At 72.1% G+C, this 15,459-nt stretch carries 15 protein-coding genes; 9 read left to right on the top strand and 6 right to left on the bottom strand.

Features of this window, described 5'->3' with window-relative positions; translation table 11 throughout:
- The first annotated feature begins 3 nt into the window (after positions 1–3).
- Genes M3666_RS15585 through M3666_RS15595 form a run of 3 tightly spaced genes read left to right on the top strand, consistent with a single transcriptional unit; the run spans position 4 to position 4,105 of the window.
- Positions 4–954: a carbohydrate ABC transporter permease gene (locus tag M3666_RS15585; protein ID WP_251155726.1), complete on the top strand. Its 951-nt coding sequence runs from the start codon at positions 4–6 to the stop codon at positions 952–954.
- Positions 951–1,850 carry a carbohydrate ABC transporter permease gene (locus M3666_RS15590; protein ID WP_251155727.1) on the top strand — a complete coding sequence of 300 codons (900 nt, stop codon included), beginning with the start codon at positions 951–953 and terminating at the stop codon, positions 1,848–1,850. The genes M3666_RS15585 and M3666_RS15590 overlap by 4 nt, the downstream gene beginning before the upstream one ends.
- Complete coding sequence (locus M3666_RS15595) at positions 1,847–4,105, top strand: beta-galactosidase (protein WP_251155728.1); 2,259 nt, start codon at positions 1,847–1,849, stop codon at positions 4,103–4,105. The genes M3666_RS15590 and M3666_RS15595 overlap by 4 nt, the downstream gene beginning before the upstream one ends.
- On the opposite strand, the gene M3666_RS15600 is transcribed toward M3666_RS15595, so the two are convergent.
- Positions 4,062–4,829, bottom strand: a complete 768-nt coding sequence (locus M3666_RS15600; protein WP_251155729.1) for an SDR family NAD(P)-dependent oxidoreductase — start codon at positions 4,827–4,829, stop codon at positions 4,062–4,064. The genes M3666_RS15595 and M3666_RS15600 overlap by 44 nt on opposite strands.
- Positions 4,830–4,936: 107 nt before the next feature.
- Positions 4,937–6,847 (bottom strand): ABC transporter ATP-binding protein, encoded by a 1,911-nt coding sequence (locus M3666_RS15605; protein ID WP_251155730.1) that lies wholly within the window; start codon positions 6,845–6,847, stop codon positions 4,937–4,939.
- A 59-nt stretch (positions 6,848–6,906) separates the two neighbouring features.
- On the opposite strand from M3666_RS15605, the gene M3666_RS15610 reads away from it, so the two are divergent.
- Entirely contained in the window at positions 6,907–7,935 is a 1,029-nt protein-coding gene (locus M3666_RS15610; RefSeq protein WP_251155731.1) for an LLM class flavin-dependent oxidoreductase, read from the top strand.
- A gap of 29 nt (positions 7,936–7,964) precedes the next feature.
- Positions 7,965–8,831 carry an SMP-30/gluconolactonase/LRE family protein gene (locus M3666_RS15615; RefSeq protein WP_251155732.1) on the top strand — a complete coding sequence of 289 codons (867 nt, stop codon included), beginning with the start codon at positions 7,965–7,967 and terminating at the stop codon, positions 8,829–8,831.
- A 101-nt stretch (positions 8,832–8,932) separates the two neighbouring features.
- On the opposite strand, the gene M3666_RS15620 is transcribed toward M3666_RS15615, so the two are convergent.
- Entirely contained in the window at positions 8,933–9,760 is an 828-nt protein-coding gene (locus tag M3666_RS15620; RefSeq protein WP_308301859.1) for a tyrosine-protein phosphatase, read from the bottom strand.
- Between the two features lie 56 nt (positions 9,761–9,816).
- On the opposite strand from M3666_RS15620, the gene M3666_RS15625 reads away from it, so the two are divergent.
- Together M3666_RS15625 and M3666_RS15630 are read left to right on the top strand one after the other, a co-directional pair.
- Complete coding sequence (locus M3666_RS15625) at positions 9,817–10,266, top strand: DUF4383 domain-containing protein (protein WP_066656188.1); 450 nt, start codon at positions 9,817–9,819, stop codon at positions 10,264–10,266.
- 211 nt (positions 10,267–10,477) lie between these two features.
- Entirely contained in the window at positions 10,478–10,906 is a 429-nt protein-coding gene (locus M3666_RS15630; RefSeq protein ID WP_066656185.1) for a hypothetical protein, read from the top strand.
- Between the two features lie 32 nt (positions 10,907–10,938).
- Here M3666_RS15630 and M3666_RS17210 read toward each other — a convergent pair whose 3' ends face one another.
- From M3666_RS17210 to M3666_RS15645, 3 genes are all read right to left on the bottom strand, one after another.
- Positions 10,939–12,369, bottom strand: a complete 1,431-nt coding sequence (locus M3666_RS17210; protein WP_251155734.1) for an FtsX-like permease family protein — start codon at positions 12,367–12,369, stop codon at positions 10,939–10,941.
- 1 nt (position 12,370) lies between these two features.
- Entirely contained in the window at positions 12,371–12,802 is a 432-nt protein-coding gene (locus tag M3666_RS15640; RefSeq protein WP_251155735.1) for a hypothetical protein, read from the bottom strand.
- Between the two features lie 106 nt (positions 12,803–12,908).
- Positions 12,909–13,325 (bottom strand): HIT family protein, encoded by a 417-nt coding sequence (locus tag M3666_RS15645; protein ID WP_251155736.1) that lies wholly within the window; start codon positions 13,323–13,325, stop codon positions 12,909–12,911.
- A 112-nt stretch (positions 13,326–13,437) separates the two neighbouring features.
- Between M3666_RS15645 and M3666_RS17215 the strand changes: the two genes are divergently transcribed.
- Complete coding sequence (locus tag M3666_RS17215) at positions 13,438–13,662, top strand: PLDc N-terminal domain-containing protein (RefSeq protein ID WP_066658679.1); 225 nt, start codon at positions 13,438–13,440, stop codon at positions 13,660–13,662.
- A 116-nt stretch (positions 13,663–13,778) separates the two neighbouring features.
- Positions 13,779–15,380, top strand: coding sequence for an MFS transporter (locus tag M3666_RS15655; RefSeq protein ID WP_251155737.1), 1,602 nt, complete (start codon positions 13,779–13,781; stop codon positions 15,378–15,380).
- Positions 15,381–15,459 lie beyond the last annotated feature (79 nt).

Genomic DNA, 15,459 nt, shown 5'->3' on the forward strand with positions numbered 1-15,459 from the left:
ACGTTGTCCACATCCACCGCCACCGGCATCCCGGTGTCCGCTCCGCCCGCTGCAGCCGATCCACCGGGCAGGCGGCGCCGCCTCAACACGAACGGCGGCAGTGCCCCGTACCTGTTCATCGCGCCGTTCTACGTGCTCTACGGCCTGTTCATGATCGTGCCGGTGCTCGCCGCCCTGTACCTGTCGCTCACCGAGTGGGTCGGCCTCGGGACGCCGAACTGGATCGGTCTGAGGAACTACGCGAACCTGTTCCGGGACACGAGCTTCGGCACGGCCCTGGTGAACTCGCTGATCTACACGCTCATCGCCGTGTTCGTCATCGTGCCTGTCTCGCTCCTCGTCGCGCAGGCGCTGAACGCCAAGGGACTCCGAGCGCGTGACCTGTTCCGCGTCACGTTCTTCATCCCGATGGTGCTGTCGCCGATCGTCATCGCGCTCATCTACAGCCTGGTCTTCGACACCAACTACGGGTTGCTCAACGCCACGCTCGGGGCACTGTTCGGGCTGCCGGACACCGACTGGCTCGGCGACCCCACGCTCGCGAAGGTCGCGATCGGCTTCGTGCTCCTCTGGCGCACGGTCGGGTACCTGACGATCTTCTTCCTCGCCGCGCTGCAGAACGTCTCCCCGGAGCAGTACGAGGCTGCCTCGCTCGACGGGGCCGGCACCTTCCGGAAGTTCACGAACGTCACCCTGCCGGCGATCCGCCCGGTGACCGCCTTCGTCGTGGTGACGAGCTTCATCAGCGCCGCCCAGCTGTTCGACGAGCCCTACCTGCTCACGAAGGGCGGCCCGGGCGAAGCGACGCTCTCCGTCGCCATGTTCATCTACCGCGCCGCGTTCGAGCGGCAGCAGTTCGGATACGCCGCCGCCGCCGGGGTCGTGCTCTTCGCCGTCGTCTTCGGCGTCAGCCAGATCCTCAACCGCGCACTCGCCATCGGGAGGGACGCATGACCGCCACCGTCACCGAGGCCGTGACCACCAGGGGCAGCGCACGCCGCCCACGGTCCGGCCCGCCGCGCACCCCCGGGTGGATCGCCCGCCGAGGGCTGCTCTACGCCACGCTCGTGGTGCTGCTGCTCGTGTTCGTGTTCCCGCTGCTGTGGGCGCTGTCCGGCTCGTTCAAGCGCCGCGGCGACATCTTCTCCACGCCGCCCACGCTCATCCCGAGCCCGGCCACCGGCGAGAACTACGTGAACCTGCTCACCACGCAGCCGTTCTGGGCGTGGTTCGGCATCAGCGTCGGCACCGCCGTGATCGCCACCGTCGTGTCGGTGTTCGTGTGCGCGATGGCCGGGTACGGGTTCGCGAAGTTCCGGTTCCGGGGCAAGCGGGTCCTGTTCGCGGTGATGTTCTCGTCGCTGTCGGTCCCGTTCGCGGTGATCCTCGTGCCGCTCTTCATCCTCGTGGTGAAGTCGGGGCTCGCGAACCCCTGGTTCTCGCTCATCGTGCCCTGGGTGGCGCCGGCGTTCGGGATCTTCATGATGCAGCAGTTCATCACCCAGTCGATCCCGGACGAGATCATCGAGGCCGCTCGCATCGACGGCAACTCGGAGTTCGGGACCTTCCGGCGCGTGGTGCTCCCGCTGCTCCGGCCGTCCCTCGGGGCGCTCGCCGTGTGGAGCTTCCTGCAGAGCTACAACTCGTTCCTCTGGCCGCTCGTGCTGGTGTCGAACTCCGACCAGTACACGCTGCCGCTCGGGCTGAACGCGATCTTCGCATCGGAGAACCGGTCGTACGACCTCGTCCTCGCCGGCGCCGTGCTGGCGAGCGTGCCGACGATCCTCGTGTTCCTGCTCCTCCGGAAGCAGCTGCTCGACGGCCTGACCGCGGGGGCGGTCAAGGGATGACCGACACCTCGGACCGCACCACGAGCCACCGCGCTACGGGCCACCGCGCCACGGGCCACCGCACCACGGACCACCGCACCACGAATGGAGCACCCCGCACCATGCAGCACGACCGCGTCCTCTTCGGCGCCGCGTACTACCACGAGTACCAGCCCACCCCACGGCTCGACGAGGACATGCGCCTCATGCAGGAGGCCGGCTTCACGGTGATCCGGGTCGGTGAGTCCGTCTGGAGCACCTGGGAGCCGGAGAACGGCCGGTTCGAGCTCGAGTGGCTCGCGCCCGTGCTCGACGCGGCGCACGAGCACGGCATCAGCGTGATCCTCGGCACGCCGACCTACGCGCTGCCGATGTGGCTCGCCCGCATCGTGCCCGAGGTGAACGTGCGACGCCGGACGGCGGGGGAGCCGATGGGCTGGGGCGCCCGCCAGGAGATCGACCACGCCCACCCGGCCTTCCTGTTCCACGCCGAGCGGGTCATCCGGAAGATCGTCGCCCGGTACGCCGAGCACCCGGCCGTCATCGGTTACCAGGTCGACAACGAGCCCGGGAACGAGCTCATCGCCAACCCCGAGGTCTTCCAGCGCTTCGTCGACCACCTCCGCCACACCTACGGCAGCGTCGAGCGGATCAACGAGGAGTGGGGCCTGACCTACTGGTCCCACCGCCTGTCGACCTGGGCGGACCTGTGGACACCGGACGGCAACGTGCAGCCGCAGTACGACCTCGCCTGGCGCCGGTTCCAGGCGTCCCTCACGACGGACTTCATCGCGTGGCAGGCCGAGATCGTGCGCGAGTACGCCCGCGAGGACCAGTTCGTCACCACCTGCATCTCCTACGAGCGACCGACGGTGGAGGACGACGCCCTCACCCGGGCCCTCGACGTCACCGCGGGCAACCCGTACTACCGGATGCAGGACGCCCTCGAACTGCCCAACACGGACGAGGCCCCGCAGTACTGGACGTCCTCCGGCGCGTGGTCCGTCGTCGCGACCGGCGACCGGATGTACGGGTCGAAGCAGGCCCCGTTCCTGGTGACCGAGACGAACGCGCAGGCGATCGGCTTCTCGTGGATGAACGAACCCGCCTACGAGGGCCAGTGGCGGCAGGCGGCGTGGGCGCTGGTCTCCCGCGGGGCGTCGATGATCGAGTACTGGCACTGGCACACGCTGCACTTCGGTGTCGAGACCTACTGGGGCGGTGTGCTGCCGCACTCGCAGCAGCCGGGGCGCACCTACGAGGAGATCGCCCGCATCGGCGCCGAGTTCCGGCACGCGGGTGACCGGGTCGCCGGGCTCCGGCCGCACGCCGACGTCGCCCTGCTGTTCTCGAACGAGTCGAAGTGGGCGCTGAACGAGCACCCGGCGCTCGGTGACGGCGCTGAGCCCGACCGCCGCTCGTGGCAGACCGTGTACGACGCGTTCGCCCGCGGGGTGTTCGAGGCCGGCCTGCAGGCGAACACGGTGCACTCCTCGCAGGTGTTCGACCGCGATCCAGCCGTGGTCGCCCGGGAGCGCCCGGTCCTCGTCGCAGCGGCGTTCACCATCGCGACGGACGACCAGCTGCGGTGGCTCGCGGACTACGCCGAAGCCGGCGGACACCTGGTCGTCGGCATCCGCACCGGGTACGAGGACCAGGAGGCCCGCGCCCGACTCGAGCGCAAGCCGGCCTTCCTCGACACCGCGGCCGGCGTGCACTACGACGAGTTCAGCAACCTCGGCCGACGCGTACCGGTGTCCGCGGGCGCTGCTGCCGCGGACCACGGCTTCACGGTGCCGACCGGCGCGACGGCGACCCGCTGGGCGGACGGGCTGCTCGTCGACGACGCCGACGTGCTCGTCGACTACGACCACCCGCACCACGGCCGGTTCGCCGCGGTGACCACCCGAGCCCACGGTGCGGGACGGGTGACGTACGTCGGGACGGTGCCGGACCCGGCGCTCGCCGCGGCGATCGCCGCCTGGGCGGTCGAGCGGGGCAACGGAGCGACTGCTTGGCGGCCGCAGTCGGAGACCCAGTCGGTGCAGACCGCCACGAACGCCCGCGGCGAGACCGTGCACGTCGTGCACAACTGGTCCTGGACGCCGAGCACCTTCACCGTGCCGGTCGACGCGGAGGACGTCCTCGACGGCGCGGCGCTCGCGGCGGGGACCGAGCTGTCGCTCGGGGCCTGGGACGTGCAGGTGGTGGCCGTCCGTCAGCGGGTGACGTTCAGAGTCCGACGCTGCCCTGCGAGATCCCGCCGTCGATCGTGACGGTGGTGCTCGTCATGTACGCGGCCTTGCCCGACGCCAGGAACACGACGACCTCGGCGATCTCGTGCGGCTTCGCCGGGCGCCCGAGCGGGATCGCGTCGTCGAGCTGCTCCAGCTTGTCGGGATCGGAGGTCGTCGCCGTGTTGATCGGGGTGTCGACCGCACCGGGAGCGATGTTCACGATCCGGACCCCATGCGGCCCGAGCTCCACGCCGCCGCTCCGGGCGAGCATCCGCATGCCGCCCTTCGACACGCAGTAGGCCAGGTTGCCGGGCATCGGCCAGTCCTCGTGCACGCTCGAGATGTTGAGCACGAGCCCGCCGTTGCCCTGTGCGATGAACTGCTTCGCGGCCGCCTGAGTGCCGAAGAACGCGCTCTTCACGTTCACGGCCATGACCTCGTCGTAGCCGTCCTCGGTCTCCTCGAGCAGCGACTTGCGGTCCTCGATCCCGGCGTTGTTGACGAGGACGTCGAGCGAACCGAACGCGTCCACGGCCTTCTGCACCATCGCGTGCAGGTCGGACGCGCGCGTGATGTCGGCGTCGACCCCGACCGCGCGGCCGCCGGCCTCCTCGATGCGGTGGATCAGCGAGTCGGTCGCTTCCGGGTGCGCGACGTAGTCGATGACGATGTTCGCGCCTTCGGCGGCAGCGGCGAGGCAGATCTGCTCACCGATCCCGCTGTTCCCGCCGGTGACGACGATGGTCTTGCCCTCGAGCAGCATGGTTCCTCCTGTGGGTCCGGTGCTGCCCACGGTGCTCCGATGTCGCCCCCGAGGTTCGGCGGATCGGCTGAGGTGTCGTGCAGGTGGAGGTGCCGCGACGGGAGGCGCTAGCGGACGCTGGTCTCCGGGAGTGGAGCGGGGTCCGGCGCCTGGTCCGCCTGGACGGCGAACTGGGTCCGGTGCAGCTCCTCGTACCGGCCGCCCGCGGCGAGGAGTTCCTCGTGCGTGCCGCGCTCGACGACGGAGCCGTCCTCGATGACCAGGATGAGGTCCGCGCTCCGGATGGTAGACAGCCGGTGCGCGATGACCATCGCCGTGCGACCGTCGAGCGCCTCGCTCAGGGCGGCCTGCACGGCGGCCTCGGACGTCGAGTCGAGCGCGGCGGTCGCCTCGTCGAGGATCACGACGCGGGGCTGCGCGAGCAGGAGCCGGGCGATCGTCATGCGCTGGCGCTCGCCGCCGGACAGTCGGTAGCCCCGCTCGCCGACCATGGTGTCGAGCTGGTCGGGCAGCGACCGGATGAGCGGCTCGAGGCGCGCACGTCGGACGGCGTCCCACACCTCGTCGTCGGTGGCCTCGGGTCGGGCCAGGCGCAGGTTGGCGCCGATCGTCTCGTGGAACAGGTGCCCGTCCTGCGTGACCATGCCCATCGTGTGCCGCAGTGACGCGAAGGTGACGTCGCGCACGTCCGTCCCTGCGAGTCGGACGGCACCGCTGTCGACGTCGTACAGGCGGGAGAGCAGCTGCGCGATGGTGGACTTGCCCGCGCCGGAGGACCCGACCAGGGCGACGGTCTGCCCGGGCTCGATCCGGAACGAGACACCGTGCAGGACCTCGTCACCGCCGCGGGTGTCGAGCGTGGAGACCTCCTCCAGCGAGGCGAGGGAGACCTTGTCGGCGGACGGGTAGGCGAAGCGGACGTCGTCGAACTCGACCGCGACGGGACCGTCGGGCAGGGTGACGGCGTCGGGCTTCTCCTGGATGAGCGGCCGGAGGTCGAGCACCTCGAAGACGCGCTCGAAGCTCACGACGGCGCTCATGATCTCGACGCGCGCGTTCGCCAGGCTGGTGAGCGGTGCGTAGAGGCGGGTGAGCAGGAGTGCGAGGGTGACGACGTCGCCGGTGTTCAGCTGGCCACCGAGGGCGAGCGTGCCGCCGAGCCCGTACACGAGTGCGAGCGCGAGCGCCGAGACGAGCATGAGCGCGGTCACGAAGACGAACTGCAGCATCGCGGTGCGGACGCCGATGTCCCGCACGCGGGCGGCGCGGACGCGGAACTCCTCGGCCTCTTCGTCGGGGCGCCCGAACAGCTTGACGAGCGTCGCGCCGGGTGCGGAGAACCGCTCGGTCATCTGCGTGCTCATCGCGGAGTTGTGGTCGGCGGCCTCGCGGCGGAGCGCGGCGAGGCGGCTGCCCATCCGGCGTGCGGGGACGAGGAACACCGGGAGCATGACGACGGCGATGACCGTCACCAGCCACGAGGTGCTGAGCATGACGACGAGCGTCAGCACGAGTGCCACGGAGTTCGTGACGACGCCGGAGAGCGTCCCGCTGAAGGCCTGCTGCGCGCCGATCACGTCGTTGTTCAGCCGACTGACCAGCGCGCCGGTCCGGGTCCGGGTGAAGAACGCGATCGGCATCTTCTGCACGTGGTTGAACACCGCGGTGCGGAGGTCGAGGATGACGCCCTCGCCGATCCGCGCCGAGTACCAGCGGGTGAGCAGCGACGACGCGGCGTCGGCGACGGCCACGAGCGCGATGACCAGGGCCAACCAGACGATCGTCGACACGGCGCCGCGGGCCGCGATGACGTCGACGACCTGGCCGGCGAGCACCGGCGTCGCGACCGCGAGGAACGCCCCCACGACGGACAGAGCGATGAACACCACGAGCTGCACCTTGTAGGGCACGGCGAACGTCATGATCCGTCGGAGCGACTCGCGGGAGAAGCCCCGCCCGGCGTCCTTCGCGGACGAGATCTTGTACAGCGAGCTCCAGGCAGCGCCTTCCATGCTCATGCAGCCAGGATACGTCGGGACCACCGACGCCCCGCGCCCCGGTCTGCGACGATCGGAGCATGCCCTCCGACGACCGGCCCCTCGAGCGCCTCGGCTTCCTGACCATCGGCTCGTTCGACCCCGTGCGCCCGGCCGACGGCCACGAGGAGACGCTCCGCGTGATCGAGCGAGCCGAGGCCCTCGGCTTCGACAGTGCCTGGCTCCGGCACCGCCACCTGCAGCACGGCATCTCGTCGCCCGTGGCGATCACTGCCGCAGCCTCGCAGCGCACCTCGCGGATCGCCCTCGGCACCGCGGTCACCCCGATCGGCGCCGAGAACCCGTTCCGTCTCGCCGAGGACCTCGGCACCGTGGACGTGCTGCTCGGCGGTCGGCTGCAGCCCGGCTTCTCCGTGGGGACGCCCATGCACTACGACCTCTACCGTGACGCGATCCACCCGGACACCGCCGAGCACGAGGACCTCGGCAACGACCGACTCCTGCGCTTCCGGGACCTCGTGCGCGGCGACCCCGTCACGGCGGCCGTGGAGCGCCGGGGGATCGAGGAGTTCGCCACGACCGTCCAACCGCAGAGCCCGGGTCTCGCCGACCGGATCTGGTACGGCACCGGCAGCACGCGGTCCGCGGTGTGGGCGGCCGAGCACGGCTTCCACCTGCTCACCTCGAGCGTGACCCGGAGCGAGGTCGGCACGGACTTCGCCGCGAACCAGCGCGCGCAGGTCGACGCCTACCTCGACGCGCACCCGGATCCTGCTGCGGCGCGGGTCTCGCAGGGCCTCGTGGTCATCCCGACCGACTCGGCGACGCCGGAGCAGGTCGAGCGGTACCGGGCCTACGCCGCGGCGCGAGCCGGTCGGGTCGGGGTCCCGCAGGGGCCGGGGAAGCTGCTGTTCGCCGCCGACCTGGTCGGGAGCTCGGCCGAGATCGCCGATCGACTCCGCGCCGACGCCGGGTACCAGGTGGCGACGGAGGTCGCCTTCGCGCTGCCGTTCTCGTTCGCACCCGACGACTACGCGCAGATCATCGAGGACATGGCCGGTCGGCTCGGCCCCGAGCTCGGCTGGACCCCGGCCACGAGCGCCAGGTGACCGCCAGTCCCGAGTGGCAGGTTGGACGGGTGCACACCACCATCGACTCCGCGACCGAGGTCGTCTCCGGCATCCGCTTCCCCGAGGGCAACCGCTGGCACGACGGCCGGCTCTGGTACTCCGACATGCACACGGGCGAGGTCTTCTCGGTCGACCCCGGTGCGGCGGACGCGCGACCACGCCTCGAGACGACCATCGACGGCCAGTCGTCCGGCCTCGGGTGGCTCGCCGACGGTCGGCTGATCGTCAGTGCCATGAACGCCCGGACGATCCAGGTCGTGCGTCCCGACGGCTCGAACGAGCCGTTCGCCGACCTGTCGTCGACCGAACCGTCGCTCCTCAACGACCTGGTCGTCGACGAGGCGACCGGCCGGACGTACGTCGGCGCGTTCGGCTACGACCTGTACGGCGGCGAGGAACTCCGCCCGGGACCGCTCTACGTCGTCGACCAGGACGGCTCCGCCCGGCTCGCCGCCGACGGCCTGGTGTTCCCGAACAGCGCGAACGTGCTCCCCGGCACGCGGACCCTGGTGGTCAGCGAGACCTGGGGTGGTCGCCTGACCGCGTTCGACATCGAGCCGGACGGGTCGCTCACCGGCCGACGCGAGTGGGCGGCGCTGCCCGAGGGCGTCACGCCGGACGGCAGCACGGTCGATGCCGAGGGCGCGATCTGGGTCTGCTCGGTGGACACGGGGGAGTTCCTCCGCGTCGTCGCGGGCGGCGAGGTCACCGACCGCATCGACGCCCCCGGCCTGTGCGCGATCGACTGCGCGCTCGGCGGCGAGGACGGTCGCACCCTCTACCTCGCCACCGCCGACAGCTACGACCCGGACACCACGGCGCGCACGCGCGCCGGGCGGATCAGCGCCGTCCGCGTCACCGTCCCCGGACCGTGACCGCACGACCGACCTGAGCAGTCGACGGCGGGGCGCAGCTGACGGACGGGAGGCGCGGTGCGGGCCGGCACCGTGCCTCCCGTCCGACGGCTCCCGCGTGGTCAGGGCGTGGTGAGTCGGGCGCGCAACCGTGCGCGCAGGTCGTCGTCGGCACCGACGGCGGCGAACGCCGCGTCGACGTCGGCGGCGACGTCCTCGACGATCGGTGTGACGGTGGCGAGCCACTCGGTCACCTGGTCGGCATCCCAGGTCGCCTGGCGGTCACCCGGAGCGTGGGTCCCGGTGCCGGCCATCGCGCGGACGGAGGCTGCGTGGTCCTCGGCGACGACCGTCGGCGGGACACCGGCGTTCGCGAGCAGCAGTGTGCTGAGCATGCCCGTCCGGTCGCGCCCCGCACTGCAGTGCACGAGCACCCCGGACGGCGCGTCCGCGATCGCCCGCAGCGCACCGAGCACCAGGTCGGGCAGGATCCGCCAGTTGTGCCGCCAGTACTCGGGGGAGTCGAGGATCGGGAAGCACACCTCGCGGAACTCCGGGTCGTCCTGGTCCTCGGTCGGGGCCGCGACGACGGTGATGTCGGTGAGGGCGTCCGGAGCGACGAGGGGATCGCCCTCGCGACGCCCCACCTCGTCGGCGCACCGCAGGTCGACCACCGACCGGAGCCCCCACACGCGTGCGTCCTGCCAGCCCCGGTCCGTGAGCAGTTCGCGGCGCGGACCGCGTGCGATCCGGCCGCGCTGCGTCGCACCGGTCGGGGACGACGGGGTGGGGAGCCCGCCGAGGTCCCGCACGTTCCGGTAGCCGTCCCAGTCGAGTTCCCGCAGCCTCCCACCGTACGACGGGTCCTGTCCGTTCGGCGCGTGCCCCCGGACGGGGGGAAACCGAGAGCAGGCTGCATGTCTACCGTGAAAGGCAACCGAGCGTGACACGCGTCACGTCCCCGACCGGAACCACGACCCGGTCCTCGCACACAAGGAGAGACCACATGTCCAGCGCAGCAACCCCCCGTACCGGTTCGACCCTCGTCCAGAAGGGCGCACTGCTCTTCGGGATCGTCTTCCTCATCGTCGGCATCGCCGGGTTCATCCCCGGACTCACGATGGACATGGGCACGCTGTCCTTCGCGGGCAACAGCTCGATGGCCATGCTCCTCGGCCTGTTCCAGGTGTCGGTGCTCCACAACATCGTGCACCTGCTGTTCGGCATCGTCGGCCTGCTCGCCGCCCGTTCGGCCGCGGGCTCGCGCTCGTACCTGCTCATCGGCGGCATCGTCTACGCCGTGCTGTTCGTCTTCGGCCTCTTCGTCGCCGGCATGGCCGGGGCTGCGAACTTCGTCCCGCTGAACAGCGCCGACAACGTCCTGCACGCCTTCCTCGCCGTCGCGATGATCGTCCTCGGCGTGCTCCTGCCCCGCGCCGGACGCACCACCCGCTGACACCCAGCCCAGCGCAGACAGGAGCGCGTCGGTCCTCGGACCGGCGCGCTCCTGTCGTCCGTGGGCCACGGGCGTGCGCCGGGACGGACGGGAGGCTCGTGGTCGACCCGCACCGTGCCTCCCGTCCGCCGGGTCGCGCGGTCCGCACCGGCGGTGCCAGGATGCCGTCAGCACCGGTCGCGGACCGGGCGGATCGGTGAGGGAGACGGGCATGGCCGAGGTGTTCAGCGACGCGGAGCGAGCCGCGATGCAGCAGGCAGCAGCGGAACGGAAGGCGACGCGCGGGCTGAAGGGCGCCGCGAAGCGCGAGGCCGAGCGCGAGGCGTGCACGGCCGCGATCGAGGCACTCGAGGGCTTCGACCAGGTCCTGGCCGCGCGCTACCACGTGCTCGTGACCGAGGTCGCTCCGGAGCTCGATCCGAAGACCTGGTACGGGTTCCCGTCGTACGCGCGGGACGGCAAGGTCGTCACCTTCGTGCAGCCGGCCTCGAAGTTCGGTGCGCGCTACGCGACCGTCGGGTTCCAGGAGGACGCCACGCTCGACGACGGCGCGATGTGGGCGACCTCGTTCGCCGTCGTCGAGTGGACCGACGAGGTCGAGCAGCGGCTCCGGGAGCTCGTGCGCCGGGCGGCCGGCTGACCCCGCGACACCCCCCCCGGCCCCGTCGGGCGCTACTCGTACCGGAGCGCGGTCACCGGGGCCGCCCGCACGGCTCGTGCCGCCGGGCCGAGCGCAGCGGCGAGCCCGGTGCCCGCAGCGCCGACCACCACGACGACCACGAGCCAGAGCGGCACGACGGGCGCGATGAGTTCCGCACCCTTCGTCGCGCCGAGCAGGGTGTACGCCCCGGCCCAGCCGTACGCGGTGCCGAGCAGCCCGCCGAGCACGACCGCGACCGCGACCGTGATCGCCGTCTCCGCGAGGACGAGCGCGCGGACCTGCTGCCGCGTCGCGCCCACCACCCGGAGCAGTCCGAGCTCACGTCCCCGCTGCGCGGTCGTCAGGGCCGTGACGGCGACGACCCCGGCGGCCGCGATGACCCCGGCGGCACCGACGAGGCCGGTGAACATGACCGCGAGCTGGTCGAACTGCTCCTGGATACCGCGGTAGTACTCGGGGTCGTCCGCGGCCTGGCCCTGGAGCATGCTGGCGTAGGTCGAGAACCCGACGGCGAACGTGGCCATGAGCGTCACCGCGATGAGCAGCCCCACCGTCGCGCGGGCGGTGCGCTTCGGCGCCCGGAGCGAGTTCCGTGCGGCCATCGCCGGCACGACCGACCGGGCGGACGCGGCGGCCGCGATCCGCAGGACGGCGGGGAGCAGCACCGGGGCGGCGACCACGACGCCCGTGAACGACAGGGCACCGCAGGCCACCGCGAGCAGCAGGGAGTCGACGCTCGTCGCGCCGAGCACCACGGCGACGCCGAGCCCCGCCGTGCCGAGCAGGGAGAGCGTGCTCGCGGTCACCGTGCGGCCGACGGAACGGGTCGTGCCGGGAGCGGCCTCGACGCCGGCCTCGAGCGCGCGGAGCGGGGAGATGGTGAGGACGGCGCGGGAGCCGATGCGGAACGCGACCGTCGTGATGACCGCGACCAGGAGCCCGATCGGGACCAGGGACGGCGGGGCGACGACGCCGAGCGACGGGAGCACGTCCGCGGCCGCGGCGACGGCGAGCGCGGCGTCCGCGACGACCGCGCCGAGGACGGTGCCGACGGCGGCGCCGACGATCCCGCAGGTCGCCCCGGTCCGGGTGACCTGCCAGCGGAGCTGCTGACCGGTGGCACCGAGGACACGTTGCAGTCCGAGCGAGCGGGTGCGGCCGGCGATGACGGTCGCGCAGGTGTTGGACGCGACCACGGCGCTGACGTACAGGGCGATCCCGATGAAGACCCACGCCACGACGGGCAGGATCGCGGCCACCGTGGCGCTCGACCCGGTGCGTTCGCCGAGCTCGACGATCCGGTGCGCGGCCTCGGCGCCGGTGACGACGAGGGCGCCGAGGCCGGCGGAGAGGGCCGCGACGGCGACCGTGGCGCGGTGCTCGCCGAACGGACGGGCGCGCCGCGTCCTCGTGCGTCGGTGGCGGCCGCGGGGACGGGGCACGTCAGGACCCGCCGTCGCCCGGGTTCGGCGTCCAGGCGACCCAGCGGTCACCCGTCGACGTCATCGACCACGGGCCGCACCGCAGCACCGAGGTGGCCTTGTACACGTCCGGCGCACCGTCGACGTCCATCGTCGGCGCGGACTGCCGGGGCGTCGTGCTGCAGGCGTCGTCGGTGACACCGTCGGTGCTCGTGAAGACCAGCGTGGTCGGGGTCGTGTCGGAGCCCTTCCCGCCGGTGCCTGCGACCGAGGTGATGTCGCTGGCGTCCGAGGGCAGCCAGTCGGGTGCGGAGTCGAGGTCGGCGCGGGTCGAGGCCTCGGAGGTCACCCGGTCGTGGGCGAGGTCGCCGAGGGCCGAGCAGCCGGTGAGCGTCAGGGCGCCGAGGGCGAGCACGCCGACGGCGAGGGGAGCGGTGATCGTGGAGCGGGGCATGTCGAGCCTTTCGTGTCTGGGACGATCACAGCGCACCGCGGCCCACGGCGGGATCGGCACAGCGGAGGACCGACGTGCTCCTCCGGGATGACATCCGGTGCCGCGCCTACTCGAACATCGCCCGCAGGTCGGCGTACGGATCGCCGTCGTGCACGTGCGCCGACGGCGGCTCCGGCCAGTGCGTCGTGCCGTCGTCCGGCCAGCAGGGCACCACGTGGAAGTGCAGGTGCGGCACGCTCTGCCCGGCGTCGGTGCCGGAGGCCTGCAGGAGGACGGTCCCGGTCGCGCCGAGGGCACCCCGCAGGGCGAGGCCGACCCGTCGCGCCAGCGCCGTGCAGGCTGCGAGCGAGGTGGGGTCGGCGCTGAGCAGGTCCGCGGTGTGGGCGACCGGGACGACCAGCGTGTGCCCGGGTGCCAGCGCCGACGCCGGGAGCGGGGCGAAGGCGACGGCGTGCTCCTCGCGTTCGACCCAGGTGACCGGTTCCGCGCCGGCGATGATGCTGCAGAACGTGCACGACTCCATCGCTCCAGTCTGGTCGACGCCGACCGGGGTGGGGCGAGGTCGTCCTCGCGGGGGACGCGACCGACACGGGGCGCGTCCTAGCGTGGGACCTCCGACGACGAAGGAGGACGACGTGTTCGAGAACCTCGCTGGTGCCCACGTGCTGGTGCTCGTGCTGCTGCTGACCCTGGACGTGCTGGCGCTGGTGCAGGTCTGGCGCGACCGACGCCGGAGCGACGCGGTGAAGATCGTCTGGACGCTCGTCATCGTCCTGGTGCCGGTCGTCGGCGTGCTCGGTTGGGCGGTCAACTGGCTCCTGGGGAGGGCGGCGGACGGCCTGCAGCGCACGGGGCGCTGACCCTCCGGCTCGTCCGCGGCGTCCGCGGTGTCCTCGGCGTCCGCGGGTCGGATCGGGGGACAAGAACCGCACAGCCTGCGGATCGCCCCGAGGGCCCGGCCTAGCGTGGCATCGTCATGGCAGCCGAACACCGCAGACCCGTCGAGCCCGATGCGGCTCCCACCGTCGCGCACCACACCGCGCACCACGCCGCGAGCGCCGAGCAGCCCTCGGGGCCGCAGGCCGAGCAACACCCCGAGCAGCACTCCGACCAGCAGCAGCCGACCGGCGGACGACCGGCGCAGCAGCAGGACGACGCCCCGGACCCGAACCGGTGGAAGGCACTCGTCATCTGCCTGCTCGGCGGCGGCATCGTCCTGCTCGACGTGTCGATCGTCAACGTCGCACTCCAGTCCATCTCGAGCGGCCTGAGCGGCGCGACCCCCGAGGCCGTCCAGTGGATCCTGTCCGGGTACGCCCTGGCGTTCGGACTGCTGCTCGTGCCCGGTGGCCGGCTCGGTGACGCCGTCGGCCGTCGCCGCATGTTCGTCGTCGGTGTCGCACTCTTCACGGTGGCGAGCGCGCTCTGCGGCTTCGCCCCGAACGGGTTCGTGCTCGTCGTCGCCCGCCTGGTGCAGGGCCTGGCCGGCGGTCTGCTCACCCCGCAGGTCACCGCGCTGATCCAGCAGCTGTTCCGCGGCAAGGAGCGCGGCACCGCCTTCGGCCTGTTCGGCGCGACCGTCGGCATCGCCACCGCGATCGGTCCGCTGGTGGGCGGCCTGCTCATCACGGCGTTCGGCACCGAGAACGGGTGGCGCTTCGTCTTCTTCGTGAACCTGCCCGTCGGGCTCGTCACGATCCTGCTCGCCTTCCGCTACCTGCCCACCACGCCGAAGGCGGAGCGCGGCCAGAAGCACGACTTCGACCCGGTCGGGATCGTCCTGCTCGGCGCCGCGGTCGTCGCGCTGCTGCTGCCCTTCGTGCAGTCGGAGCAGTGGAAGAGCAACGCCAAGTGGTGGCTCGTCGTCGCCGCGGTGGTGTTCGCGGTGCTGTTCGTGCTCTGGGAGCGCCGCTACGGCCGGGACCACGAGCCCGTGGTCGACCTGCGGCTGTTCCGCCGTCGGTCGTTCTCGCTCGGGGTCGGTCTCGCCACGGTCTACTTCGCCGGGTTCACCCCGCTGTTCTTCGTCCTCACCCTGGCGCTGCAGTCGGGCCTGCAGTACTCCGCGCTGCTCGCGGGCGTCGCGTCGGTGCCGTTCGCCATCGGCTCGGGCATCGCGTCGACCGTCGGCGGCCGGATCGTGCACCGCTTCGGTCGGCAGCTCATCGTGGTCGGCACCGTGCTGGTGCTCATCGGCCTCGGCGCGGTCGTCTGGGTCGTCGCGGAACACTACGGCCCGGACCTCGGCTGGTGGCTCGTGCTGCCGCTGCTCGTCGCCGGCATCGGGTCGGGTCTCACCATCTCGCCGAACCAGACGCTCACGCTCTCCGAGGTACCGGTCCAGCAGGGCGGGTCCGCAGGTGGTCTCATCCAGGTGGGGGCCCGCGTCGGCTCGGCGATCGGCATCGCCGCGGTCGGCAGCGTGTTCTACTCGTCGCTGGCGAGCACGAAGGGCGACTACTCGCAGGGCCTGCCGCTCGGGCTCGGGGTCTCCCTGGTCTTCGTCGCGGCGGCGCTCATCGCCGGGATCGTCGACGTCGTGGTGGGGAAGGTCCGCGGGACGGAGGCGTCCGTCTGAACGGGCGCGACCGTTGCGCGGCGACCAGCTGACGGACGGGAGGCGCGGGGGCCCCCGGCCCCCCCCCCCCCCCCCCGAG

The sequence above is a fragment of the Curtobacterium sp. ODYSSEY 48 V2 genome (assembly GCF_023712625.1).
Taxonomy (GTDB): Bacteria; Actinomycetota; Actinomycetes; order Actinomycetales; family Microbacteriaceae; genus Curtobacterium.